This window comes from Streptomyces sp. NPDC002088, from assembly GCF_040296605.1.
Classification (GTDB): domain Bacteria; phylum Actinomycetota; class Actinomycetes; order Streptomycetales; family Streptomycetaceae; genus Streptomyces.
Genome location: NZ_JBEOXO010000010.1, coordinates 1 through 25,236 on the forward strand (window position 1 = coordinate 1; position 25,236 = coordinate 25,236).

At 71.8% G+C, this 25,236-nt stretch carries 17 protein-coding genes; 11 read left to right on the plus strand and 6 right to left on the minus strand.

Features of this window, described 5'->3' with window-relative positions; genetic code table 11:
• Positions 1-129: 129 nt before the first annotated feature.
• The 3 genes from ABT114_RS22140 to ABT114_RS22150 all read right to left on the minus strand — a co-directional run bounded on the left by ABT114_RS22140 (position 130) and on the right by ABT114_RS22150 (position 1,630).
• Positions 130-357, minus strand: coding sequence for a DUF3107 domain-containing protein (locus ABT114_RS22140; protein ID WP_020119766.1), 228 nt, complete (start codon positions 355-357; stop codon positions 130-132).
• Between the two features lie 203 nt (positions 358-560).
• The gene (locus ABT114_RS22145; RefSeq protein WP_351144547.1) at positions 561-1,202 is read right to left on the minus strand and encodes a TetR/AcrR family transcriptional regulator; all 642 of its coding nucleotides are present in this window, start codon (positions 1,200-1,202) and stop codon (positions 561-563) included.
• 203 nt (positions 1,203-1,405) lie between these two features.
• On the minus strand, positions 1,406-1,630 hold the full coding sequence (locus ABT114_RS22150) for an Rv3202a family protein (protein WP_351144548.1): 225 nt from the start codon (positions 1,628-1,630) through the stop codon (positions 1,406-1,408).
• Between the two features lie 163 nt (positions 1,631-1,793).
• Here ABT114_RS22150 and ABT114_RS22155 point away from each other — a divergent pair, with 163 nt between their 5' ends.
• The 8 genes from ABT114_RS22155 (at position 1,794) to moeZ (ending at position 10,998) form a co-directional block, all read left to right on the plus strand.
• Positions 1,794-2,819 (plus strand): alpha/beta fold hydrolase, encoded by a 1,026-nt coding sequence (locus tag ABT114_RS22155; protein WP_351144549.1) that lies wholly within the window; start codon positions 1,794-1,796, stop codon positions 2,817-2,819.
• An 8-nt stretch (positions 2,820-2,827) separates the two neighbouring features.
• Positions 2,828-4,249, plus strand: coding sequence for a DUF3152 domain-containing protein (locus ABT114_RS22160; protein WP_502988361.1), 1,422 nt, complete (start codon positions 2,828-2,830; stop codon positions 4,247-4,249).
• 25 nt (positions 4,250-4,274) lie between these two features.
• A complete protein-coding gene (locus ABT114_RS22165; RefSeq protein WP_502988362.1) occupies positions 4,275-4,397 on the plus strand; it encodes an Ms4533A family Cys-rich leader peptide in 123 nt (40 codons plus the stop codon).
• Between the two features lie 260 nt (positions 4,398-4,657).
• On the plus strand, positions 4,658-6,442 hold the full coding sequence (locus ABT114_RS22170; protein ID WP_351144551.1) for a DUF3492 domain-containing protein: 1,785 nt from the start codon (positions 4,658-4,660) through the stop codon (positions 6,440-6,442).
• Positions 6,439-7,818, plus strand: coding sequence for a hypothetical protein (locus ABT114_RS22175; protein WP_351144552.1), 1,380 nt, complete (start codon positions 6,439-6,441; stop codon positions 7,816-7,818). The genes ABT114_RS22170 and ABT114_RS22175 overlap by 4 nt, the downstream gene beginning before the upstream one ends.
• A gap of 235 nt (positions 7,819-8,053) precedes the next feature.
• A complete protein-coding gene (locus ABT114_RS22180; protein ID WP_351144553.1) occupies positions 8,054-9,019 on the plus strand; it encodes an NAD-dependent epimerase/dehydratase family protein in 966 nt (321 codons plus the stop codon).
• The gene (locus ABT114_RS22185; RefSeq protein WP_351144554.1) at positions 9,007-9,756 is read left to right on the plus strand and encodes a spherulation-specific family 4 protein; all 750 of its coding nucleotides are present in this window, start codon (positions 9,007-9,009) and stop codon (positions 9,754-9,756) included. Before ABT114_RS22180 ends, ABT114_RS22185 begins: the two co-directional genes overlap by 13 nt.
• Positions 9,757-9,819: 63 nt before the next feature.
• Positions 9,820-10,998, plus strand: coding sequence for an adenylyltransferase/sulfurtransferase MoeZ (gene moeZ / locus ABT114_RS22190; protein ID WP_351144555.1), 1,179 nt, complete (start codon positions 9,820-9,822; stop codon positions 10,996-10,998).
• 197 nt (positions 10,999-11,195) lie between these two features.
• Here moeZ and ABT114_RS22195 read toward each other — a convergent pair whose 3' ends face one another.
• The 3 genes from ABT114_RS22195 to ABT114_RS22205 form a co-directional block, all read right to left on the minus strand.
• Positions 11,196-12,761 carry an alpha/beta hydrolase gene (locus tag ABT114_RS22195; RefSeq protein ID WP_351144556.1) on the minus strand — a complete coding sequence of 522 codons (1,566 nt, stop codon included), beginning with the start codon at positions 12,759-12,761 and terminating at the stop codon, positions 11,196-11,198.
• Positions 12,762-12,896: 135 nt separating this feature from the next.
• Positions 12,897-14,441 (minus strand): alpha/beta hydrolase, encoded by a 1,545-nt coding sequence (locus ABT114_RS22200; protein ID WP_351144557.1) that lies wholly within the window; start codon positions 14,439-14,441, stop codon positions 12,897-12,899.
• A 73-nt stretch (positions 14,442-14,514) separates the two neighbouring features.
• Positions 14,515-17,268, minus strand: a complete 2,754-nt coding sequence (locus ABT114_RS22205) for a lysylphosphatidylglycerol synthase transmembrane domain-containing protein (RefSeq protein WP_351144558.1) — start codon at positions 17,266-17,268, stop codon at positions 14,515-14,517.
• 186 nt (positions 17,269-17,454) lie between these two features.
• On the opposite strand from ABT114_RS22205, the gene ABT114_RS22210 reads away from it, so the two are divergent.
• From ABT114_RS22210 to ABT114_RS22220, 3 genes are all read left to right on the plus strand, one after another.
• Positions 17,455-17,841 (plus strand): MGMT family protein, encoded by a 387-nt coding sequence (locus ABT114_RS22210; protein ID WP_351144559.1) that lies wholly within the window; start codon positions 17,455-17,457, stop codon positions 17,839-17,841.
• A 333-nt stretch (positions 17,842-18,174) separates the two neighbouring features.
• The gene (locus ABT114_RS22215) at positions 18,175-21,597 is read left to right on the plus strand and encodes an ATP-dependent helicase (RefSeq protein WP_351144560.1); all 3,423 of its coding nucleotides are present in this window, start codon (positions 18,175-18,177) and stop codon (positions 21,595-21,597) included.
• Positions 21,598-21,718: 121 nt separating this feature from the next.
• Entirely contained in the window at positions 21,719-25,234 is a 3,516-nt protein-coding gene (locus ABT114_RS22220) for an ATP-dependent helicase (RefSeq protein ID WP_351144561.1), read from the plus strand.
• The last annotated feature ends 2 nt before the right edge of the window (positions 25,235-25,236 follow it).

Genomic DNA, 25,236 nt, shown 5'->3' on the forward strand with positions numbered 1-25,236 from the left:
AACCAACCCCCCCCTTGTGTGTTTTTGGTCCTCTGTTTCAAAAAAACCCCCCCCGCGCCCCCCGCCCCCGCCCCCCCCCCCGCCCCTCTGATCGTTTTCTGCGACCGCTGTGCGGACTACGAGCGCGGACTACAGCGCGCCGAAGCCCACCTTGCGCGGGGCCGGCTCGCCGAGCTCGACGTAGGCGAGGCGGTCCGCCGGGACCAGGACCTTGCGGCCGTGCTCGTCCACGAGGCTCAGCAGCTGCGACTTCCCGGCCAGTGCCTCGGCCACCGCCCGCTCGACCTCCTCGGCGCTCTGACCGCTCTCCAGAACGATCTCGCGGGGCGCGTGCTGCACGCCGATCTTGACCTCCACGGCTATGTCCCTCCGACGGTCAGTGAAGTGCGCGACCATTCCGCGCCGTACCCAGCACACATTAGCCCGGTGAGGGGACGTACACGCTCCGGCCGAGAACGCCAGGAGCGAACAGTGACCGGGAACAAACCCGCACGGGGGCGCGCCACGGGTACTCCGCCGGGGGCGGGTCAGTGGTGATCGCCTACTCCGCCGAGGGCGGGTCAGTGGTGATCGCTGCCGTGCAGGGGGAAGCCCGCGATGCCCCGCCAGGCCAGCGAGGCCAGCAGCTGGACCGCCTGGTCGCGCGCGACGCTGCGGTCGCTGTGCAGCCAGGAGCGGGCCACCACCTGGGCGAGGCCGCCCAGGCCGGAGGCCAGCAGCATCGACTCGGCGCGCGAGAGGCCGGTGTCCACGGCGATGACCTCGCAGATCGCCTCGGCGCACTCGGTGGTGACCTTGTCGACGCGCTCGCGCACGGCGGGCTCGTTCGTCAGGTCAGACTCGAAGACCAGGCGGAAGGCGCCGCCGTCGTCCTCGACGTACGCGAAGTAGGCGTCCATCGTCGCCCGGACGCGCTGCTTGTTGTCGGTCGTTGACGCCAGTGCGGTTCGTACGGCCTGGATCAGCGACTCGCAGTGCTGGTCCAGCAGGGCGAGGTAGAGGTCGAGCTTGCCCGGGAAGTGCTGGTAGAGCACGGGCTTGCTGACGCCGGCGCGCTCGGCGATGTCGTCCATCGCCGCCGCGTGATAGCCCTGCGCGACGAAGACCTCCTGGGCGGCGCCCAGCAGCTGGTTCCGTCGGGCTCGGCGCGGCAGGCGAGTGCCACGCGGGCGCGCCGCCTCAGTTTGCTCGATGGCTGTCACGCCGCCTCCCAAATGTCGTCCACTTGCGGTGTGCGCCGCGCCGCCATCGTACTTTTCGGTAACCGTGGTGTGTGCGGTGCGAGCGGAGAATTTCACGGACCGGACGCCGATCAAAACGGAGCAGACCGGTGTGAACAGGTAGGTAGCGGGCAGGCCGGAACTCCGTTCCTGCTCAGCGCGCTGTCCGATGGCCGCCTTCCTTGTCAGCGGTAGTCGTCCTCGTCCAGGGACACGACGCGTGCCTGCTCGACGAGATCGGCCTCGTTCGCGCGGGCCGGGTCCACGTCCTCGAGGGAGTCGTCGCGTTCAGGCGCGATGTCCGCGTACTGTTCCGCCGCGTCGTTCTCGGGGGCCTCGACGTCGATCTCCGGGGGATCGTCGACCTGGAACTCCTCGAACACCTCGGGGTCGGTGGGGTCAACGGCCATGATGGGCTCCCTTCCTCGAACGTCCCTGCAATAAGCAGGGGCTACATGCGGGTGCCCTCTCTATGAGCCTAGGAGACACCCGATCCGGACGCTATGCGATCCGCCCACGATCTGTGACGGCGAACACATGAGTCACTGCGTGATCGTCTCGTAACATTGCCGCATGTCGTCGACCGAGTTGCCGTCCGTGCCACCCACCGATCTGCTTCCGGAAGCGGCCGCCGTCAGGGTCGCGGAGGGCGAGCGGCTCAGGTTGGTCGGGCTGCCGGGAATCACGCTGTCGGTGCGGTCGCGGCCACCCGCGCGCGAGGGGCTGCCACCGGCGCTGTACGTCCATGGCCTCGGTGGTTCCTCCCAGAACTGGTCGTCGCTGATGGCGTTGCTCGACGGGGTCGTCGAGAGCGAGGCGCTGGACCTGCCCGGCTTCGGCGACTCCCCGCCGCCGGACGACGGTGACTACTCGGTCACGGGGCACGCGCGCGCGGTCATCCGTTACCTCGACTCGGCCGGACGCGGGCCCGTACACCTCTTCGGCAACTCGCTCGGCGGCGCGGTCGCCACGCGCGTGGCCGCGGTGCGGCCCGACCTCGTCCGGACGCTCACGCTTGTTTCGCCCGCGCTACCGGAGCTGCGGGTGCAGCGCACCGCGGTGCCGACGGGGCTGCTCGGGTTTCCCGGCGTGGCGGCGCTGTTCACCCGGTTCACCAGGGAGTGGACGGCGGAACAGCGGGTGCGCGGCGTCATGGCGCTCTGCTACGGGGACCCCGGGCGGGTCACTCCGGAGGCGTTCGGCCACGCGGTGGCGGAACTGGAGCGGCGGCTGCGGTTGCCGTACTTCTGGGACGCGATGACGCGGTCCGCGCGCGGGCTGGTCAACGCGTACACGCTGGGCGGCCAGCACGGGCTGTGGCGCCAGGCCGAACGGGTCCTCGCGCCGACCCTCCTCGTCTACGGCGGCCGGGACCAACTCGTCGGCTTCCGCATGGCCCAGCGGGCGGCCCGCGCCTTCCGCGACTCCCGCCTGCTCACCCTGCCGAACGCCGGGCACGTGGCAATGATGGAGTACCCCGATACGGTGGCTACGGCGTTCGGCGAGCTTCTGCTGCATGCAGAGGGCTCCGGGGGCGGGAGCGCCGGTGTCTCCGACGGTGACGCCGAGTCCGTCCGACGTACGAGTACCGGGAGCTGAAGCGCGAGGTGGGACGCCACAGCCGGCGCGGTCCTGCGCCCAAGAGCGCGGGCGAGAGGGACACCGGGGAGAGGGTGCCGCCGCCGCGACCCGCGCCGGCGACGGAGGGTACGCCCGCGCGGGCGGTTCCGCGTTTCGCTGACGGTACGCCCGTGCGCGGGGTGCCCCGTCTCCCGGACGGCACTCCCGCTCATGGTGTGCCCCGTCTCCCGGACGGCACTCCCGCTCATGGTGTGCCCCGTCTCCCGGACGGCACCCCCGCCCACGGTGTCCCCCGCGTTCGTGGTGGGCACCCCGAGCAGCGTGAAACCGGTGGCGGCTGGGGCGAGTTGAGGGGGCAGACGGTCGACGGGGTGGGCTACGGGTGGCCGGGTGCGCCGGGGGCCGCGATACCGCGGCAGCGCCAGGCGCCTCCGACGCGCCCGAGGCAGGACTACCTCGACGCCTTCACCCAGGACGACGACGTCTTCGCACCCCACGCCTCCGCCCCCGCCTCCCCACTTGCCACGGATCTGCACGCCCCTGTCACCGACCGGCCCACGGACGCACCCGGGACCAGCACGGGCACCGGCACCGGCACCGGCACCGGCGTCGATGACGACGACGCGCCGCCGACCGGCGAGCCCGCGCGCGAGAAGGGCGCCAAGGGCCGGACCTTCACCGGCATCGCGGCCGCCGCCGTCACCACCGTGCTGGCCGTCGTCGTCGCCGGCCAGGTCACCGGCGGTCAGGACGAGAGCGCCGTACGGTCGCAGTCCGCCACCGACCAGGCCGGCGACTCCCGTCCCTCGGCCGCGTCGAGCCCCTCCGCTTCGCCCGAGGTGGCGACGCTGACGTATGCGCAGAAGATGGCCGAGAAGTACGCGCTGAGTGCCACGCTCAAGGGCTCGGGAAAGTTCGACGCGGTTCCCGGTGTCGACAAGGCACCCGGGAAAGGGCAGAAGTACACGTACCGCGTGGACGTGGAGCAGGGGCTCGGGCTCGACGGCGAACTCTTCGCGCAGGCCGTGCAGAAGACACTCAACGACGACCGGAGCTGGGCCCACAACGGCGCCCGCACCTTCGAGCGGATCCACTCCGGTAAGCCCGACTTCGTGATCACCCTCGCCAGCCCCGGCACCACCGCCACCTGGTGCGCCAAGTCCGGCCTGGACACCACCGAGGACAACGTGTCCTGCGACTCCGCCTCCACCGAGCGCGTGATGATCAATGCCTATCGTTGGGCGCAGGGCTCGAAGACATACGGTGACGAGATTCACGCCTACCGGCAGATGCTGATCAATCACGAAGTCGGTCACCGCCTCGGCCGCAGCCACGTGACGTGCGACAAGAACGGTGAACTCGCCCCGGTCATGCAGCAGCAGACCAAGTTCCTCGACCACGACGGAATCCACTGTCTGCCCAACCCCTGGCCCTATCCCAAGAGTTGACAGGCGGCGCATGAGTCACGCTGGCGTGAGCGGGAAGTTCGTTCGTATTTCTGTGCTGTTGTCTCGTCGCGCGTCCGTCCGCGCCGCCATCGAGCCGGCGCTCACCGGTGTGACCACGCTGTGCATGGCCGACATCCACTGTCACTGACGCCCGCCTTCCTCGACCCGGAGGCCGCGGCCTGGCGCCGGGCCGCGCGACAGGAGCTGGCCGGTATGTGACGTTGCGCGCCCGAACAATCTCCTAGCGCGACGGAACGCGACCTGTGCGGGAAAGTTACGACTGTTCACCCCTTTTGATGGCGTGATGGACAACCGTCCATCGCGCCACCGTCTTGTCCGCATACGTTCTTCCCGCTGTGAGCCGCCGAACCAACGGCGGCTCCCCATACGGGAGATCGGGGTGCACTCGTGCGCATCGGACTGCTTACGGAGGGTGGCTATCCGTATGTGAGCGGTGACGCCAGGCTCTGGTGCGACCGGCTCGTGCGCGGGCTCGGGCAGCACGAGTTCGACATCTACGCGCTCAGCCGCAGCGAGCGTCAGGAGGACGAGGGCTGGATCGAGCTTCCGTCGCAGGTCAGCCGCGTGCGTACGGCACCGCTCTGGACGGCCGGCGACGACGGGGTGGTTTACGGGCGTCGCGCGCGCCGGCGGTTCACCGAGTGCTACGGGGAGCTTGTGGCCGCGTTGTGCGCGGGGGGCACAGGGGGTGTAGGGGGCGCGCAGCAGCCGTCAGGGGACTCCTCCGGTGAATCCGGGGAGGTCTGCGCCTCCGAGGCGGACCGTTTCAGCAGTGCGCTGTACGGGCTCGCCGAGCTCGCCCGCGACGAGGGCGGACTGGTGGGGGCACTCCGCTCCGAGCGCGCCGTACGCGTGCTGGAGCGCGCCTGTCGTGCGCCCGGCACGCTGCGCCCGGCACGCGAGGCGCGCGTACCCGATCTGCTCGCCGTCGCCGCGCACCTCGAACATGCCCTGCGCCCCCTCTCGCTCGACTGGTACGAGGACGACGGACTCGGCTCGGCCGACCTGTGCCACGCGGCGTCCGGCGGCGCGGCGGCCCTGCCCGGACTCCTCGCCCGCCACTTCTTCGACGTCCCCCTGCTGGTCACCGAGTACGGGGTCCGGCTGCGCACGCACTACCTGGCCTCCGGCGTCGGCCCGACCGCCGAGGCCGCCCCCTCCGTACGAGCACTGCTCGCCGCCTTCCACGGCAGGCTCGCCGCCGAGGTCTACCGGCGGGCCGCCTGCGTCACGCCCGGCAACGCGCACGCCCGCCGCTGGCAGGAGCGCTGCGGCGCCGACCGGGCCAAGGTCCGCACCGTCTACCCCGGCATGGACGCCTCGCACTTCGCGGAGGTGGGAGAGGCGCCCGAGTGCACCGACCCGGACACGCTGGTCTGGGTCGGCCGGATCGAACCGGCCAAGGACCTGATGTCCCTGCTGCACGCCTTCGCCGAGGTCCGTAAGGAGGAGCCGAAGACGCGCCTGCGCATCGTCGGCGCGGCCGTCGGCGCCGAGGGCGAGGCGTATCTCGGGCACTGCAAGGCGCTGGCCGCGCAGCTCTTCCCCGACGAGGCGGAGGGCCCGCACACCGTGGGCGACAACCCGGTGTCCTTCGAGGAGATCGGCGGCCCGGAGGCCCCTACGGTCGCGGAGGCGTACGCGTCGGGTGCGGTGACCGTCCTGTCGAGCGTCGTCGAGGGCTTCCCCATCAGCCTCGTCGAGGCCATGTTCTGCGGCCGCGCCACGGTCTCCACCGACGTCGGCGCGGTGGTGGAGGTCATCGGCGGTACCGGACTCGTCGTGCCCCCACGCAATCCGAGGGCGCTCGCCGAGGCGTGCGTGACGCTGCTGCGTGACCCCGAGCGCCGTGCGCGCCTGGGCGCCGCGGCACGCGCCCGTGCGCTCGAACTGTTCACCGTCGAGCAGAACATCGCGGCATTTCACGGCATTTACCTGGAGATCGTCTCGCACTGCCCGGTCAACCGGGTCGCCCTCGACCGCACGGGCGAGCCATTGCCGTTCGCCGTCCCCGCCGAGGCTCACCTGCCGGGCCGCTGGACGGGACCGGTCGCCCGTGTCGCCGCCCGTGGCGGCCCCGGCTGGGCGGCAGGACCGCCGGTGCGGGAGACGGCTCCGGCGCGAGCCGCCTCCTCGGTGGTGGCGAGGGCCGCGGCGGAGGGGGCGCGATGAGCGGGCTGGGGGAACTGGACCGGCCCGGGACACCAGGCCGTCCCGGCGCGCGGGATGCGGAGTCACAGGACTGGGGTGTGGGGGAGAGCGAGGCGGAGGGCTTGGGGGCTGCGGAGGGCGCCCAGGAGGTGGACGTACCGGACGCACAGGGCGCACAGGAACTGGGCGAGTCCGGCGCGCACGCCGGAGCACCGAGTGTCGGAGCGCCCCCCGACGCACCCGCCGGCGGCATGCGTTCCGGTGGAACGACCGCCGGCCGCGGGACCGCCGCCCCCCGCCGTGGCGCGGCCGACCCCGTCAAGACCCTGATGCACCGTCACCGGGAACTGTGTGAACGAGCCGTGGACCCCCTGGAGATCGCGGCAGGTCTCGAGGCGCACGGGGTCACCGACCGGACCGCCGCGCGCTTCCGCCACCGGGACGTCTTCTCCCTCGCGGAGGAGATGTACGCGCGCGTCCCCCGCAGCGGCGAGGATTCCCCGCACCCAGCAGCCCTCGTGACCACCCGGCTACGCGCGGACTGGGCCCTGCTCGCCCTTCTGCCAGGGGCGCTGTGCGCCGCCACAGTGGTCGGCCTGCGCCTCACCACGGGACAACCACGCCTGATCACGGCCGCCGTGGGCGTCCTCGCCGTGGCCGTCGGCCTGCGCGCGGCGCTCGGCCGCGGCCCGCTGAGCGCCGCGCGCCGCACCCGTTCCGGCTCGCACACGACCGGCACCAGCACCTGGACATGGTGGCTCCTCGTCTATGTCGCCCTCGGGGACGGCCTGCTGCGCGGCGCCGTCGGAGGAGGCCCCGACGGCCTGCCGACCGGCACCTCGGACGGCCTCTGGCCCCTTGCCACGGCCCCCGTCCTGGCCCTCGCACTGGCCTGCGCCCCAGCCGCCTGGACCGCCCACCTCTTCGCCGTACGAGCCCGCCGCAAACTGACGGCCAGCCGCGGCCTGGCGGAGTTCGCCGCCTCCGTACAACCGCTGCTGCTCGGCACGTTCGCCCTGTACCTGTGCGCGCTGACGGCCCTGCTGGCCCTGTGCGCCGCGGCCCTGGGCGAGCCCGCCGCCTATGCCCAGGCCCTCACCCTCGGCGCCCTCCTCCTGCTCGCCCGCCTCCTCACCGTCCACGGCTTCACCCACGCCCCCGTGGTCGTCCTCGGTGCCACGGCCATGGCCGAAGCGGCCGCCCTGAGCACCGTGTTCGCGGGCCGTCTCCCGGGCTGCGCCTTCCTGGCCGCGCCCGTCGAGGCCCTGGTGGAGGCCTGGGGCCCCGGCGGTCTCCCGGCCCTCGTCTGCGGCGCGGCGGCCCTGACCCTGCTGGTCCACGCGACCCGCACCCTGACCCGCGCCTCGGCTCACGCCCAACCTCACGACTCGCCGTGACGCGTGGCCCCCGCTCGGGCGCACCCCCGACCCCGCGACGACGACACGCGACGCAAACCCCCCATGCCGGACGCGCGCCGAACACCCCAATCCGCCATCCGCCCTCGGAGAACCGGCCCCCGCGCCGGAGGCAACCGCACCACCCCCTCGAAGGAGAACACGAGATGACCACCTCCCGATCCGGAGCGTCCGGAGCCACCGGAACATCCGGAACGCACACCCCGGGAGCCGCGCGATGAGGGTCCTGCTGATCGGAGCCAACGGCTACCTCGGCCGCTTCGTCGCCGACCGACTGCTCGCCGACCCGGCCGTCCAGCTCACCGCGCTCGGCCGCGGCGACGACGCCGACGTCCGCTTCGACCTCGCGTCCGGCAGCCCCGGCGCGCTCACCCGCTTCCTCGACGCGGTCCACCCCCAGGTCGTCATCAACTGCGCGGGCGCCACCCGCGGCGGCGCCCGCGAGCTCACGCGGCACAACACCGTCGCCGTCGCCACCGTCTGCGAGGCCCTGCGCCGCAGCGGCTGTGGCGCCCGCCTGGTGCAGATCGGCTGCGGCGCCGAGTACGGCCCCAGCCAGGCCGGCTCCTCCACGGCCGAGGACGCCGTCCCGCGCCCCGGCGGCCCCTACGGTGTCAGCAAGCTCGCCGCCACCGAACTCGTCCTCGGCTCCGGCCTGGACGCCGTCGTGCTGCGGGTCTTCTCTCCCGCCGGCCCCGGCACTCCCGCGGGCTCCCCGCTCGGCCGCCTCGCCGAGGCCATGCGCCGCGCCATGCAGTCCGGCGACGGCGAACTCAAGCTCGGCGGTCTCGGCGCCCAGCGCGACTTCATCGACGTGCGCGACGTGGCCCGCGCCGTCCACGCCGCCTCGCTCTCCGCCGCACAGGGCGTCATCAACATCGGCTCGGGCCGTGCCGTGCGCCTGCGGGACGCCGCCGCGATCCTCGCCCGCGTAGCCGGCTACGGCGGCGCCCTGCACGAACTCGACGGGCCTCCCGGCGGCCACCACCTGAGGACCACCATCGGCCACCCCCGCACCGACTCCGACCACGCGGCCCCGCTCGCCTACCCGTACCCCGACGGCTGCGGCAGCTGGCAGCAGGCCGACGTCCGCACCGCACGCGACCGGCTCGGCTGGCGGCCCCGCATCAACCTCGAGGAGTCCCTCGCCGACATCTGGATGGAGGCGGCATGCCGTATCTGACCAGCTCGACGGCGGGTTCCGCGAGCACCGACGTCCGCACCGGTTTCGGCATCCCCGGCTACGCACACCCCCTGCTCGCCCCGACCGAATGGGGCGAACTCACCCGCCCCGGGACACCACTGCACTGGGTCGTGCTCAACGTCGCCGACGGCCCCGGCAGCCGCCCCGATCCGCACTGCCTGGAAGCGGCGGGCCGGGTACGCAACGCGGGCGTCCGGGTCCTCGGCCACCTCGACACCGCTTACGGAGCCCGCCCCTTCGCCGACATGATCTCCGACGCACACCGGTACCTCGACTGGTACCGGGTCGACGGCTTCCTGCTGAACCGCTGCCCGACCGAACGCACCGCACTCCCCGAGACGCGCCGCACGGTGACCACGCTCCGTGGATTGCGCGACGACACCCACATCGTCCTCGGCCATGGCACCCACCCGTATCCGGGCTACGCGGAGAACGCCGACCAGCTCGTCACGTTCTCCGGCTCCTGGAGCGATTACCGCTGGTCGCAGGTGGCCGAGTGGACCGCCGACTACCCGCCCGAGCGCTTCTGCCACCTCGTCCACGGTGTCCCGCGCGGCCACCTCGACGAGGCGCTGCGCATCGCCCGCTGGCAGGGGGCCTCGACGATCTACTTCACCGACCGCACGGACCGTGACGGCCGCGACGCCCCCTGGGAGGGCATGCCCGGCTACTGGGACGAAATCGTCTCGCGGATCGGAACGGGTGTCTCGGAATGAAGGAGGCCATGGCAGTGTTACAGGGAGAACAACTGTAGTGATTGACCGACCAACGGAGTCCCCGTGTCGTTGCCACCCCTGGTCGAGCCAGCCTCTGAGCTCACCGTAGACGAGGTCCGCAGGTACTCCCGCCACCTGATCATCCCCGACGTCGGGATGGACGGGCAGAAGCGGCTGAAGAACGCCAAGGTGCTCTGTGTGGGCGCCGGCGGCCTGGGCTCGCCGGCGCTGATGTACCTGGCCGCGGCGGGCGTGGGCACGCTCGGCATCGTGGAGTTCGACGAGGTCGACGAGTCGAACCTGCAGCGCCAGATCATCCACAGCCAGGCCGACATCGGCCGCTCCAAGGCCGAGTCGGCGCGCGACTCGGTCCTCGGCATCAACCCGTACGTGAACGTGATCCTTCACGAAGAGCGGCTCGAAGCCGAGAACGTGATGGACATTTTCAGCCAGTACGACCTGATCGTCGACGGCACGGACAACTTCGCGACCCGCTACCTGGTCAACGACGCCGCCGTGCTGCTGAACAAGCCGTACGTGTGGGGCTCGATCTACCGCTTCGACGGCCAGGCCTCCGTCTTCTGGTCCGAGCACGGCCCCTGCTACCGCTGCCTCTACCCGGAGCCCCCGCCGCCCGGCATGGTCCCCTCCTGCGCCGAGGGCGGCGTCCTGGGCGTGCTGTGCGCGTCCATCGGCTCCATCCAGGTCACCGAGGCGATCAAGGTCCTCACCGGCACCGGTGAGCCCCTGGTCGGCCGTCTGATGATCTACGACGCCCTGGAGATGCAGTACCGCCAGGTCAAGGTCCGCAAGGACCCCAACTGCGCGGTCTGCGGCGAGAACCCGACCGTCACCGAGCTCATCGACTACGAGGCCTTCTGCGGCGTCGTCTCCGAGGAGGCCCAGGAGGCGGCCGCCGGTTCGACGATCACTCCCAAGCAGCTCAAGGAGTGGATCGACGACGGCGAGAACATCGAGATCATCGACGTCCGCGAGATCAACGAGTACGAGATCGTCTCGATCCCCGGCGCCAAGCTGATCCCGAAGAACGAGTTCCTCATGGGCACCGCCCTGGAGGCCCTCCCGCAGGACAAGAAGATCGTCCTGCACTGCAAGACGGGTGTCCGCAGTGCGGAGGTCCTCGCCGTGCTGAAGTCCGCGGGCTTCGCGGACGCCGTGCACGTCGGCGGCGGCGTGATCGGCTGGGTCAACCAGATCGAGCCGCACAAGCCGGTTTACTAAGTCAGCCCTTCCGCTGACCAGCGGAACAGAAGAAGCCCACGGCTCTGACCAGTTCGGATGCTGTGGGCTTCTGCCGTTGTCGGTCGCCCTCGGCTGACCTTGGACGGCCCAGCGTCCCGCCACCGGGCCACTACCTGCGGCGAGACCGCAACGGCGGGGGCTTCGCGCACCACGGGTGCCCGGAGCCCCCGCCGTCGTCATGAGCAGACCTTGCCGTCCTTCGGCATCGTCCCCTTCAACAGGTACGTGTTCACAGTGGAGTCGACACAGTCGCTCCCGCTCCCGTACGCCCCGTGACCCTCGCCCTTCCAGGTGAGCACCACACCTACGTCCTTGCCCAGTTCGTCCGCCATCCTGCGGGCGCCCTCGTACGGCGTCGCAGGGTCGCCCGTGTTGCCGACCACCAGGACTGGCGACGCACCCGGCGCACTCACCTCCGGAGTGTCGTACTGCCCGGCCACCGGCCAGTCGTGGCACCAGCCGGCCGTGTCCCAGCCGAGGAAGTCCCCGAACACGGGTGAGATCTTCTCGAACTCCGGCAGCAGCTTCTTCGTCTCCTCCAGCGTGGGCCGCTGCTTGTCGTCCAGGCACGATATGACGCGTTGCGAGTGGGTCGTCGTGCCGTAGTGCCCTGACCCGTCCCGCTCGTTGTAGCCGTCGGCGAGCGTCAGCAGCTCCGAGCCGTCCCCCTGCTCCGCATCCTTGAGGGCGCTGGTCAGGCTCGGCCAGCCGGCCTCGCTGTAGAGCGGCAGGACGATGCCGGTGATCGCCAGCGTCTGCGTCAGCTTCCGCCCCGACGACGTCGGCAGCGGGTTGGCGTCGATCCGCTTCAGCAGGTCAGCGATCTTCTGCGTGCCCTTCTGCGGGTCCTGGCCGATGGACTCGAGGTAGTCGTTCAGCGCGCGCTGGAAACCCCTGGCCTGGTTCTCGGCGTGACCCACCGTGTCGGCGCTCGGGTCGACGACCGCGTCGAGGATCAGCCGCCCGACGTTCTTCGGGAACAAGTGGGCGTAGACGCCGCCGAGTTCGGTGCCGTAGGAGATGCCGAAGTAGTGCATCTTCGTGTCGCCGAGGACCTGGCGCATCAGGTCCATGTCCCGGGCGGTGTCGGTGGTCGAGACGTGCGCCATCAGGTCCCCGGCGGCCTTCTCGCAGCCTTTGCCGAAGTCGGTGGAGTCCTGGAAGTACGCCTGCTCCTCGGCCGGGGTGTCCGGTGTCGCGTCGATCGCCTCGGCGGCCCGGATCTCCTTGTCGCCACGGCAGCGCACGCCCCCACTGGCAGCGACTCCGCGCGGATCCCAGCTCACCAGGTCGTACCGCTGGCGCAGCTGGGACACCGTGGAGGCGTACGACGGCATCATGGACACGCCCGAGCCGCCGGGGCCGCCGAAGTTGAACAGGAGCGAGCCGATGCGATCCTGGCCGCGGGCCTTGGCCCGGATCATTGCCAGGCCGATCGTCCTGCCGTCCGGTTTCGCCCAGTCCAGCGGCACCTTGAGCGTCGCGCACTGCCAGTCGCCGCCCGGTGCGGGCGAGTCGGCCGTGGCCTTGCAACGTCCCCAGTCGAGCTTCTGGGACGTCAGCGAGGAGGGCAGCGCGGACGCCGTGCCGGAGGGGTCGCGTGAGGACGCCGTGGCCGACGCCTTCGCCCTGCCCGTTCCCTTGCTGTTCTTGCCGTTGCCGGATGACGAGCCGCTGCTACAGCCCGCCACCAGCAGTGCGGCGGCGGCGCCCAGCGCCGTCCACCGTGCCAATCGCGCCATCCGGTGTCCCCCCTCGCAGGCCGTCCGCACCGAGCAGCGGACGGCAGTCAGGCCATAGTAGGCGGAGCACGCCAAGCTCACCGAGGCCTGTGGATAACCGTCTGACCTGCCAGTTTGCCGGGTTCAGGGAGGGAATCAGGAGCACACGGTCCCGGCCGCCGGCACCTTCCCGTCCAGCAGATAGCCGTTCACCGCGCTCTGCACGCACTTGTTCTTGCTGTCGTACGCGCCGTGCCCCTGCCCCTTGTACGTCAGCTCCACACCGACTCCCTTGCCCAGCGCGTCCACCATCCTCCGCGCACCCGCGTACGGCGTGGCCGGGTCACCGGTGTTGCCCACGACGAGGATCGGCGCGGCTCCGGGCGCGCGGACGTCGGGGTGGTCGGCGGCGCCGGCCACCGGCCAGTCGGTGCAGTTGACCATGCCCCAGGCCAGGAAGTCGCCGAACAGGGCGGAGGCGGCCCGGAACTCGGGCAGCTTCCCCTCCACGTAGTCGACGGTGTATCGCGGCTTGTCGTCGGCGCAGTTGATGGAGACGTTGGCCGCGGCGAGGTTGCTGTACTCGCCGTTCGCGCTGCGCCCGTTCATCGAGTCGGACAGCAGCATCAGGACCTTGCCGTCACCGGCGTACGCCTCTTCCAGGCCCTCGGTGAGGTACTCCCAGAAATCCTTCGAGTACAGGGCCTGCGCGATGCCGTTGGTCGCGGCCGTCTGGGTCAGCTCGCGCGGCAGGATGCCGGGGATCGGTTTCTTGTCGAGGCTCTTGAGCAGGGCGGCGATGCGGTCCTTGACGTCCTGAGCGGTATCGCCGATCGGGCAGTCCTCGACCTTCGAGGTGCAGTCCTCGGCGAAGTTGTCGAGCGCGAGCTGGAAACCCTTGGCCTGCCCGAGCGAGCCCTGCTCGGCCGTCTGCGTCGGGTCGACGACCGCGTCGAAGACGGCGCGGCCCACGTTCTTCGGGAACAAGTGGGCGTAGACGCCGCCGAGTTCGGTGCCGTAGGAGATGCCGAAGTAGTGCAGCTTGTCGTCGCCGAGCACCTGGCGCATCAGGTCCATGTCGCGGGCCGCGTCGGTGGTGCGCACATGCGGCAGCATCTTCTTGGAGTTCTTCTCGCAGGCGGCGTTGAACTGCTTGGTGTTGTCCAGGAACTCGGTGCGCTCGGCGGCGTCGTCCGGGGTGGCGTCCTGCTGGAAGTACTGGTCGAGCTGCTGGTCGTTCTCGCACTTCACGCCGGCGCTGCGGCCCACCCCGCGCGGATCGAAGCTGACCAGGTCGTAGCGGGTGCGCAGGGCCGTGTAGTCCTCGCCGAAGGCGGGCAGTGCGGTGACGCCCGAGCCGCCGGGGCCGCCGAAGTTGAACACGAGCGAGCCGATGCGCTTGCTCTCCGCGCCGCTCGCCTTCGCCCGGATCAGCGCGATCTTGATGGTGTCGCCCTTGGGGTCGTTCCAGTCGAGGGGCGCCTTCATCGTGGCGCACTGCCACTCGTCGCCGTCCGGCAGGGGCGACGGGGCGTCACCGCCGCCCTCCGCCTGGGACGGGGCCGGGCAGTCCTCCCAGCTGAGTTTCTGGGCCGTCAGGTCCCCGTCCTTGGAGTCGTCGTCGCAGCCCGCCAGCACTGAGAACAGCAGCAGGGCAGTGGCGGTCAGGGCGGCGGCGCGCAGCCGGGAGGGGTTGGGCATGATTCCATCGTGGGGTCGTGCCCGCTCGCGCGCGCGGGACACGGTCCGTACGAGGTACGCCGGCCCCCACCGGTCAGAGCGCTCCCTTGCGCGACAGATGGTTGAAGGCCAGCCACCCCGGCAGCACCGGTAGCCACAGCGTCAGCAGCCGGTACAGCAGCACCGCAGGAGCGGCGACCTCCTTCGGGAGTCCGACGGCGATCAGACCGACCGTCAGGGTCGCTTCGACCGCGCCCACACCGCCGGGCGTCGGCGCCGCGGAGCCGAGCGCGTTTCCGGCGAGAAAGACGACAGCGACGCTGGCGATGCTGAGCGAGGTCGACTCGTCGCCGAAGGCGCGGATCGACGCGTCCAGGCACATCACGAAGCAGGCGGTGAGCAGCAGCATGCCGCCGATACCGGTGAGCAGCTTCTGGGGCCGCTGCAGCACGTCGAGCATGCGCGGTACGACGCCCGCGAACAGTGACCTCACGCGCGTGACGGCGAACTTGCGCAGGAACGGCACCGAGGTCACCACGAGCACGAGCACCGCCACCGTCAGCAGACCCGCGATGACCGTCCGGGACGGCGACAGCGACGGTGTCTTTTCGGTGCCGGTCAGATAGCCGAAGGACAGCAGCATCAGGATGTGGCAGCCGAGCCCGAACAGCTGCGACGCGCCCACGCTGGCCACCGCGAGTCCGGGCCGTACGCCCGCGCGCTGCAGAAAACGCGTGTTGAGGGCGACACCGCCCACTGCGGCCGGCGCGACGATCTTCACGAACGAGCCGGCGACCTGCGCCCCCACGGTCCGTACGAACGGCACCCGCTCCGGCACGAAGCCGAGCAGGCTCATCGCTGCGGCGACGTAGCTGAGGGCCGAGAACAACACCGCTGCGATGACCCAGCCCCACTGGGCGTTGGAGAAGAGGGTCCCGAACTCGATGTGCGTGAGCTGCGTCAGCAGGAAGTACGCGCCGATGGCGCCCGCGATGAAGCTCATCAGCGTGCGTGGCCGCACCCGCTCCAGGCGGGCCGGCTCGACCGGCGCCTGCGGCCTGATCCGCAGCACCGCGTGTCGGATCTGGGTGAGCAGATCCTCCTCGCGCGCCTCCTCCACGGCCTCGTCGATGGCCCGCTTCTCGGCCCGCTGCTCCGCGCGTACGGCCTTCTTGTCGGGTCTGTCGGGTACGACGGGCGCGGCCTCGTCCTCGGCCGCCTCCAAGCGGGCCTGCTTGGCCTGCCGGGACGCTTCCAGGACCGCCTCGCGTTCGCGCTGTGCGCGCTCCCGGGCCCGTTTCCGCAGCGTCGCGCGCGTGGAGCGCGTCAAGGCGATGGGCTGGAGCATCGGCAGGCAGTCGGCGACGGCGTCGGGACCGAGGACGCCCACCGCGGAGGCCACCGCGCGCTCCGCTCCCGCTCGCAGGCCGAGCGTCGTCAGGAGCTGCGCGACGTCCATGCGCAGCAGCAGGTCGCCGGCCGCGATCTCACCGCCGCGCAGGTCGGTGAGGACCACCGCGCCGGAACGATCCACCACAATCGCGTCGCCCGACAGCCTGCGGTGCGCGATGCGCCGCGACTGCAGCGCATGCACCTGGTGCCAGGTGTGGTGCAGCAACTCGTCGGTGATCTCCTCGTCGGCCAGCGAGTCGAGGGTGCGGCCGCCGGTGTGTTCGTAGACGAGCATCACGGCGTCGGGGCCGAGTTCGGAGGTCGCGATCAGCTTGGGGGCGTTGGCGCCGGCCGCGATGGCCGCGTACGCGAGCAGCGCCTCCTGCTCGAGGGCCTGGCGCAGCGACTGCAGGCTGCTGCGGGTGGCGAATCCGCGCAGTGTCAGGTTGCGCCAGGCGCGGTAGAAGAAGCCCTGCGCCTGCTGCTCCCGGTCGACCACCGTGACGTCCAGCGGCGGACCGTCCTCCAGGGTGACGAAGTAGCGCCGCCCGCGGTCGCCGTTCTCTGCCGCCTCGGAGGTGTCCTCACGGGCCGCGCTCACCGGGCGGAAGCCGACCGTCCGCAGGCCCGCCATCAACGTCCGTCCCGTGGGACGGACGTTCGGCGAGCCGACCGCGTACAGCGTTCCGTAGGCCACGGTCCAGCCGATCAGCACCGTCAGGATGATCGAGAACGGTGTCGTGTAGCCGGTGACCAACATGGAGAACGCGTCGAGGAGCAGCACGATCCACAGCACGGAGCGCCAGCGCGGTCTGCGGGACATGCCGACGGCCGTCATGTACGCGATGACGGGGGCGAGATAGCCGTGCACCGGGTCGGTCAGGGCGTGGATGTCGCCGGGGGAGGGTTGGGTGAGCGCCTCCTGGATCGAGCCGGGGGCGGCCTTGGCGACCCACAGGTCGGTGGCGAGGGTCACGCCGTGCGCGAGGACCGCCGCGAGTACGCCGTCGGCGATGCGCAGCCCGTCCCGCTTGATCAGCCGTTCGATCGCGAAGGCGACCGGTACCAGCAGGATCGCGATGCTGGACGCCAGCCCCGCGATCTTGATCAGGAGATCGGGTGCCTGACCGGTGCCCTTGTTGATGTCCTGTTCGAGCCCCGAGGTCGTTCCGTGGGCGAACGCGGAGATCGCGAACAGCACGACGATGGCGAGTACACCCACCAGCAGCCGCATCAGGTCGGAAGGACGGTGCACGCGCGCGGGGAGCAGTGGTTCGTCGCCCTCGACCTCGTCGATGTGCACCTCCTCGGCAAGATCCGCGTCCGACGGGAGCCGCTTCCCGGCCGTCTTCCTGCCGTTGTCGGCAGCCTTCTTGCGTTCGTCGGCGGTGTCCGGGCGCGACGCGGCGTCAGAGGTACCCTCCGCGTCCTCGGGGTGCACACCCTGCTGCTTCATCGTCTCTTCTTGGTCTCGTATCACCGGTCACCGCCCGCACGATGGTGGCATGCCCCACCGACACACGGGGGCATCAGGGTGCAAATGCGGGGGCGCACAGTCTGCCCCAAGCATCGCTCCAGGGCGAGGGTCACGCAGAGTCGCGCGGCCGTCGCGCTGTCGGTGGGGTGGGGCAGGATGGGGTGAATGAGCGAGCAGAGCCTTCCGGACGACGACCGCCCGGAGTACGCGGACGCGCTGCCGGAGTACGCCGAGCGGGTCCTCGAGGTCGCCGAGCTGATCCCGCCGGGGCACGTCATGACGTATGGGGACGTCGCCGAGTGGCTGGAGGTGGGTGGCCCGCGCCAGGTCGGCCGCGTGATGGCCCTCTACGGAGGAGTCGCCCCGTGGTGGCGAGTCGTGCGCGCCGACGGAGTTCTGCTGCCCGGCCACGAGTTGCAGGCGCTCGGCCACTACCGCGCGGAGGGCACACCGCTGAAGGAAGCGAGCAGGGCTGCCGAGGGCCACCTGCCGCGCCTCGACATGAAGCGGGCGCGGTGGGACGGCGGCGAACGTGCGGAGGGTCACACCTGACAGCTTCCGCCACCGAAAGGGCTCGGGGGAAACCTGTGGCCCGTACGGGGGAAACGGGGCACATCTGTGGCATGCCGTACGTTCGTGAGGCGAGGGACATGCGTGGCGCATGGGCCGTGCGGGCCGTGCGGGCCGTGCGGGAAGAGGGGGAAGCCCTGCTTCCGCACCATTCGTCGGCGTAGCGTCGCCTGCACGCGTCCCCCTCACCCCGCGGTCACCGCCCTCCACACGTGGCGGCCCGCCTGCCCGTGACCCGACGACCATTTCCTCGACGACGGCGCTCCGCGCCGGCAGTGACAGCCCCCAGCACACCCACCAGGACCGGCGAACCACGTGAGCTCCTCTTCCTCCACCAGGCGCCTGCCGCACCCCCAGGTGCGGCAGGGGAGTCGTGGCGCTTACCGACTGGTTCGTACCCCGCCGGACCGACCGGATCCCCCTCGTCTGGACGCCGCACAGCGTGCCGTGGTTGACCACAGGACCGGCCCGCTGCTCGTCCTCGCAGGTCCGGGCACCGGCAAGACCACCACCCTCGTCGAGTCCGTGGCGGACCGCGTCGCCCGGGGCGGCGACCCCGCGCGGATCCTGGTGCTGACGTTCAGCCGCAAGGCCGCCGTCGACCTGCGCGACCGCATGGCGCTGCGCACCGGCGCCGCCCACGCGCCGCAGGCGACCACCTTCCACTCGTTCTGCTACGCCCTGATCCGCGCCCACCAGGACAGCGACCTCTTCGTGGAGCCGCTGCGACTGCTGTCCGGACCCGAGCAGGACGTCGCCGTCCGTGAACTGCTCGCCGGCCAGCTCGACCTGGAGCGCCTCGGCCTCGCCCATGTGCGCTGGCCGGACGAACTGCGCGCCTGCCTGACCACCCGTGGCTTCGCCGACGAGGTCCGCGCGGTCCTCGCCCGCAGCCGCGAACTGGGCCTGGGCCCCGAAGCCCTGGAGGCCTTCGCCCGCCGTATCGGCCGCCCCGACTGGCGGGCCGCGGCCGCCTTCCTCGCCGAGTATCTCGACGTCCTCGACCTCCAGGGCGTGCTCGACTACGCGGAACTGGTCCACCGCGCGGTGCTCCTCGCCCGCCGTCCCGAGATCGCCGGCCGGCTCGCCGCCCAGTACGACGCCGTTTTCGTGGACGAGTACCAGGACACCGACCCCGCCCAGCTACGGCTGCTGCACGCCCTCGCCGGCGGCGGCCGCACCCTCGTCGCCTTCGGCGACCCCGACCAGTCGATCTACGCCTTCCGGGGCGCGGACCTGAACGGCATCCTCGACTTCCCGCAGGCCTTCCCGCGCTCCGACGGCCGCCCGGCCCCCGTCGAGGTCCTGCGCACCTCCCGCCGCTCCGGTGCCGCACTGCTGGCCGCCACCCGGCTGCTGACCCGGCGCATGCCGCTGACCCGCCTTCCGGCGGAGAAGGTACGTGCCCACCGCGAGCTCACGCCGGTCCACCAGGGCGGGCGCGTCGAGGTCTACACGTATCCGACGCCTGGCACGGAGCTGGACAACATCGCAGACATCCTCCGCAGAGCGCACTTGGAGGACGGCGTTCCGTGGGGCGAGATGGCCGTCCTGGTGCGTGCCGGGTCCCGCATCCCGTCCGTCCGCCGCACCCTCACGGCCGCCGGCGTCCCGCTCGACATCGACGGCGACGACCTGCCGCTGCGACACGAACCGGCGGTGGCACCGCTGCTGACGGCGCTGCGGGCGGTGGCGACGGCGGAAGCCGCGGGGCGTGGCGAGGGCTGCCGTATGGACGATTCTCAAAAGCCGGAATCGGAGCGGGAGCAGGAGCCTGAATCGGAACCGGAGCGTGAGCGAGAGTCGGAGCCGGAATCCGAATCGCAGCGGGGGCGAGAGTCGGAGCCGGACACCTGCTGGCTCGACACCGAAGCCGCCCTGACCCTGCTCACCTCCCCCCTCGCCGGAATGGACGCCGCCGACCTGCGCCGCCTCGGACGGGCCCTGCGGGAGGAGGAGCGGGCAGCGGGCAACCCCGTGCCGCCGCCCTCCGACGAACTGCTCGCGCGGGCGCTCGCCGAGCCCGAGCGCCTGGTCACGCACGACCCGGCGTACGCGCGCGGCGCCCAGCGCCTCGGCGCGTTGCTCAGGAAGGCCCGAGAACGCCTCGCGGGCGGCGGCAGCGCCGAGGAGGCGTTGTGGGACCTGTGGGAGGGCACGCCGTGGCCCACGCGCCTGGAGCGGTCCGCACAGCGCGGCGGCGCGGCCGGCCGCAACGCCGACCGGGACCTGGACGCCGTGTGCGCGCTGTTCGCGACCGCCACGCGCGCGGAGCAGCGCACCGGGGGCCGGGGCGCCCTGAACTTCCTGGAGGAGATCGAGGCCGAGGACATCGCGGCCGACACGCTCACGCGCCGCGCCGTGCGCCCCGACGCCGTCCGTCTGATGACCGCGCACCGCTCCAAGGGCCTGCAGTGGCGCCTGGTCGTGGTGGCCGGAGTCCAGGAGGGGCTGTGGCCCGACCTGCGCCGCCGCGGCTCCCTGCTGGAGGCCGACCGCATCGGCCGCGACGGCCTCGCCGAACCGCTCAGCCCGGGCGCACTGCTCGCCGAGGAGCGTCGCCTGTTCTACGTGGCCGCCACGCGCGCGCGTGAACGCCTTGTCGTCACCGCTGTGAAGGCCCCGGCCGACGACGGTGACCAGCCCTCCCGCTTCCTCACCGAAATCGGCGTGGAGCCCAAGGACGTCACGGGCCGCCCCCGCCGCCCGCTGTCCGTCGCCGCACTCGTCGCCGAACTGCGCGCCACCACGGTCGATCCGCGCGTCTCGCAGGCCCTCAGGGAGGCCGCCGCCCGCCGTCTGGCCCGGCTCGCCGCCCTTGCCGACGAGGACGGCCGCCCGCTGGTGCCGTCCGCGCACCCCTACCGCTGGTGGGGCATGTTCGAGCCGACCGAGAGCAAGGTGCCGCTGCGCAACCGCGACCAGCCCGTGGTGCTGTCCGGCAGCGCCCTCGACCAGCTCGCCAACACCTGCGCCCTCCAGTGGTTCCTGGGCCGCGAGGTGAAGGCAGACACACCCGCGACCGCCGCCCAGGGCTTCGGCAACGTCGTGCACGTCCTCGCCGACGAGGTCGCCTCCGGGCACACGCCGGCCGATCTCGCCGTCCTCATGGAGCGCCTCGACTCCGTGTGGAACGCGCTCGCCTTCGACGCGCCCTGGAAGTCGGCGCAGGAGAAGGACAACGCACGCGTGGCGCTCGAACGCTTCCTGAAATGGCACGTCATGGACCGCGCCGGACGTACGCCCGTGACGAGTGAGCACGACTTCGACGTCACCCTCGGAGCAGGCGACTACGAGGTGCGCATCCGCGGCCAGATGGACCGCGTCGAGACGGACGCCGAGGGCCGCGCCTACGTCGTCGACTTCAAGACCGGCAAACAGGCGCCCAGCGCGGCCGAGGTGGCCCGCCATCCCCAGCTCGCCGTCTACCAGCTTGCCGTCAGCGAGGGCGCCGTCGACGATGCCTTCGACGGAGCGCGCCCCGAGCCGGGCGGCGCCGAACTCGTCCAGCTGCGCCAAGGCGCCGCGAAGCGGGACGGCGGCGAGACCCTGCCCAAGGTGCAGGCGCAGGAGCCCCTGGAGGGACCGGAGGGCGAGTGGGTCGGCGACCTGCTGGCCACGGCCGCCGGCAAGGTCCTCGACGAACGGTTCACCCCCACCGCCGGCCAGCACTGCACACACTGTTCCTTCCAGGCGTCGTGCAGCGCGCGTCCCGAGGGGCGACACGTGGTCGAGTGACCCCGCGTGATCGCTCGCGGCCGTTGTGATACACCGCACCACGCGTGCTGACCTGCGCTTCTCCCATCCCTGAGCGGCGATCGGGCACCGACTGTCAGTGGCCGCGGCTAGCCTCTCCGACATGCCCGCCCGTATCACCGATCCCGAGCAGCTCAAGGAGCTCCTCGGTATCCCGTTCACCCCGGAGCAGACGGCCTGCATCACCGCGCCGCCCGCCCCGCAGGTCATCGTGGCCGGAGCCGGATCGGGCAAGACGACGGTGATGGCCGCACGAGTGCTGTGGCTGGTCGGCACCGGCCAGGTCGCTCCCGAGCAGGTCCTCGGCCTGACCTTCACCAACAAGGCCGCCGGCGAACTCGCCGAACGCGTCCGCAAGGCACTGATCAAGGCAGGCGTCACCGACCCCGACGTCATCGACCCGGACAACCCCCCGGGCGAGCCCGTGATCTCCACGTACCACTCCTTCGCCGGCCGCCTCCTGACCGACCACGGTCTGCGCATCGGGCTCGAACCGACCGCCCGCCTCCTCGCCGACGCCACCCGCTACCAGCTCGCCGCGCGCGTGCTGCGCGAGGCCCCCGGCTCGTACCCGGCACTCACCCGGTCTTTCCCCGACCTGGTCAGCGACCTCCTCGCCCTCGACGGCGAGCTCGCCGAGCACCTCGTACGGCCCGAGGACCTGCGCGCGTGGGACGCCGAACTGCTGCGTGCCCTGGAGAGCGCCAAACTCACCAACGCCGAGCTGCGCAAGGTCCCCGACACAGCAGCCGCCCGCCGCGAGCTCGCCGGCCTGGTCCTGCGCTACCGGGCCGCCAAGCGCGAGCGCGACCTGCTCGACTTCGGCGACCAGATCGCCCTCGCGGCACGGCTCGCCCAGCTCCCTGAGGTGGGCCGCATCCTGCGCGACGAGTTCCGCGTGGTGCTCCTCGACGAGTACCAGGACACATCCGTGGCCCAGCGCATCCTGCTCGCGGGTCTGTTCGGCGGCGGCACGGGCCATCCGGTGACCGCCGTCGGCGACCCCTGTCAGGCGATCTACGGCTGGCGCGGCGCCTCCGTCGCCAACCTTGATGATTTCCCCGAACACTTCGCCCACACCGACGGCCGTCCCGCCACCCGCCAGGCCCTCAGCGAGAACCGCCGAAGCGGCGGCCGCCTCCTCGACCTCGCCAACGGACTCGCCGAGCCCCTGCGCGCCATGCACGCGGGCGTGGAGGCCCTCCGCCCGGCACCCGGCGCCGAACGCGACGGCATGGTCCGTTGCGCCCTGCTGCGCACCCACACCGAGGAGATCGACTGGATCGCCGACTCCGTCGCCCACCTCATGCGGACCGGGACAGCACCCGGCGAGATCGCCGTCCTGTGCCGTACGGCCACCGACTTCGCGCAGATCCAGGGCGCCCTCGTCGCCCGGGACGTCCCCGTTGAGGTGGTCGGCCTCTCCGGGCTGCTGCACCTGCCCGAGGTCGCCGACCTCGTCGCCGTCTGCGAAGTCCTCCAGGACCCTGGCGCCAACGCCTCCCTGGTCCGCCTGCTGACCGGCCCACGCTGGCGCATCGGCCCACGCGACCTGGCCCTCCTGGGCCGCCGTGCCCGACTGCTCGTCTCCCACGCGCGTGTGGGAGACGCCGACCCCGATCGCAGGCTCGCCGAGGCCGTCGAGGGGGTCGACCCGTCCGAGGTGATATCGCTCGCGGACGCTCTCGACACGTTCCTGGAGACGCCGCTGAACGGCGCAGGGGACGACGACGGGCTGCCCTTCTCGCCCGACGCGCGTGTGCGGTTCGCCCGCCTGGCCGCCGAACTGCGCGACCTGCGCCGCTCCCTGTCCGACCCCCTCATGGACGTCCTGCACCGGGTCCTTGCGGTCACCGGCCTGGAGGTGGAGTTGTCGGCGTCCCCGCACGCCCTGGCCGCCCGCCGCCGCGAGACCCTGTCGAACTTCCTCGACGTCGCCGCCTCCTTCGCCGCGGGCGACGGCGAGGCCACCCTGCTGGCCTTCCTCGGCTTCCTGCGTACCGCCGCCCAGTACGAGAAGGGCCTCGACAACGCCCTCCCCGGCGGCGAGAACACCGTCAAGGTGCTCACCGCGCACAAGTCCAAGGGCCTGGAGTGGGACGTCGTCGCCGTCCCCGGCCTGGTCACCGGCACTTTCCCCAGTACCCAGGGCCGCGAGAAGTGGACCGCCCAGGGCAAGGTGCTGCCACACGGGCTGCGCGGCGACGCCGACACTCTGCCCGACGTCGAGTCCTGGGACTCCCGCGGCATGAAGGCCTTCCACGAGGCCATGAAGGAGCACCAGCACACCGAGGAACTCCGCCTCGGCTACGTCACCTTCACCCGCCCCCGCTCCCTGCTCCTCGGCTCCGGCCACTGGTGGGGCCCCACCCAGAAGAAGCCCCGCGGCCCCTCCGACTTCCTCCAGGCCCTCCACGACCACTGCGCCGCCGGACACGGCGAGATCGAGGCATGGGCGGACGAGCCCGAGGAGGGCGAGGAGAACCCGGCCCTGCACCTGGCGACCGCCGACCAGGTCTGGCCCCTGCCCCTGGACGACGCCGCCCTCGCCCGCCGCCGCGCGGCGGCCGAGACGGTCCTGGCCCACCTGGAGGCCCTCGCCTCCCACGAGGACGGCCACCCTGCGGCCGCGCACGACCCCGACACCTTCGACGACCCGGACTGGCCCGTGCCGCCGGAGGACGACGAACCTCTCTACGACGAGCGGTTCGAGGAGAGCGACCCCTTCGACGAGGACGCCTCGGACTGGGAGGCATTGGCCACGGACCGGCCGACGGTCCCGCACCAGGCGACCGCCCCGCAGAGCGCGGAGCGCGCGGTCCCGCACACGGGCGCCCGCCCGCACCCCGCACCGGCTGAGTACGGCCAGACCCCCGAACACCACCCCCTCACCCCCGAGGAAGCCCGTACCGTCGCCTCCTGGGACCGCGACCTCGGGGCCCTCACCGGTGAGCTCCTGCGCGCCCGGCAGAGCGTCGGGGACGTTCCCCTGCCCATGACGCTGACCGCGTCCCAGCTGCTGCGCCTGGCCGCCGACCCGGACGGATTCGCCCAGGAACTCGCGCGCCCCATGCCACGCCCCCCACAACCAGCCGCGCGCCGGGGCACCCGTTTCCACGCCTGGGTGGAGGCACGCTTCGAGGAGCTGACGCTGCCCATGCTGGAGCCGGAGGACCTGCCCGGCAGCGAGGCCGACATCGCCGACGAACGAGACCTCCAGGCACTCAAGGACGCCTTCGAGCGCACCGCGTACGCGCACCGCACGCCCTACCGCATCGAGACCCCCTTTCAGCTCGCGATCGGCGGCCGCGTGGTCCGGGGCCGTATCGACGCCGTCTACAAACAGAGCGACGGCGACGGGACGACGTACGAGATCGTCGACTGGAAGACCAACCGCACCCGCACCGCCGACCCGCTCCAGCTGGCCCTGTACCGGCTGGCCTGGGCCGAGCAGCAGGGCGTGCCCCTGGAGTCGGTCACGGCCGCTTTCCTGTACGTGCGCGACGGCGAGGTCGTACGGCCGGACGAGCTGCCCGACCGGGCCGCACTGGAGCGCCTGCTGCTGGAGGAGCCGTCGTGTGACGAACAGCCCAGCGAGGATGTCACTGAGTGCCGATAGGC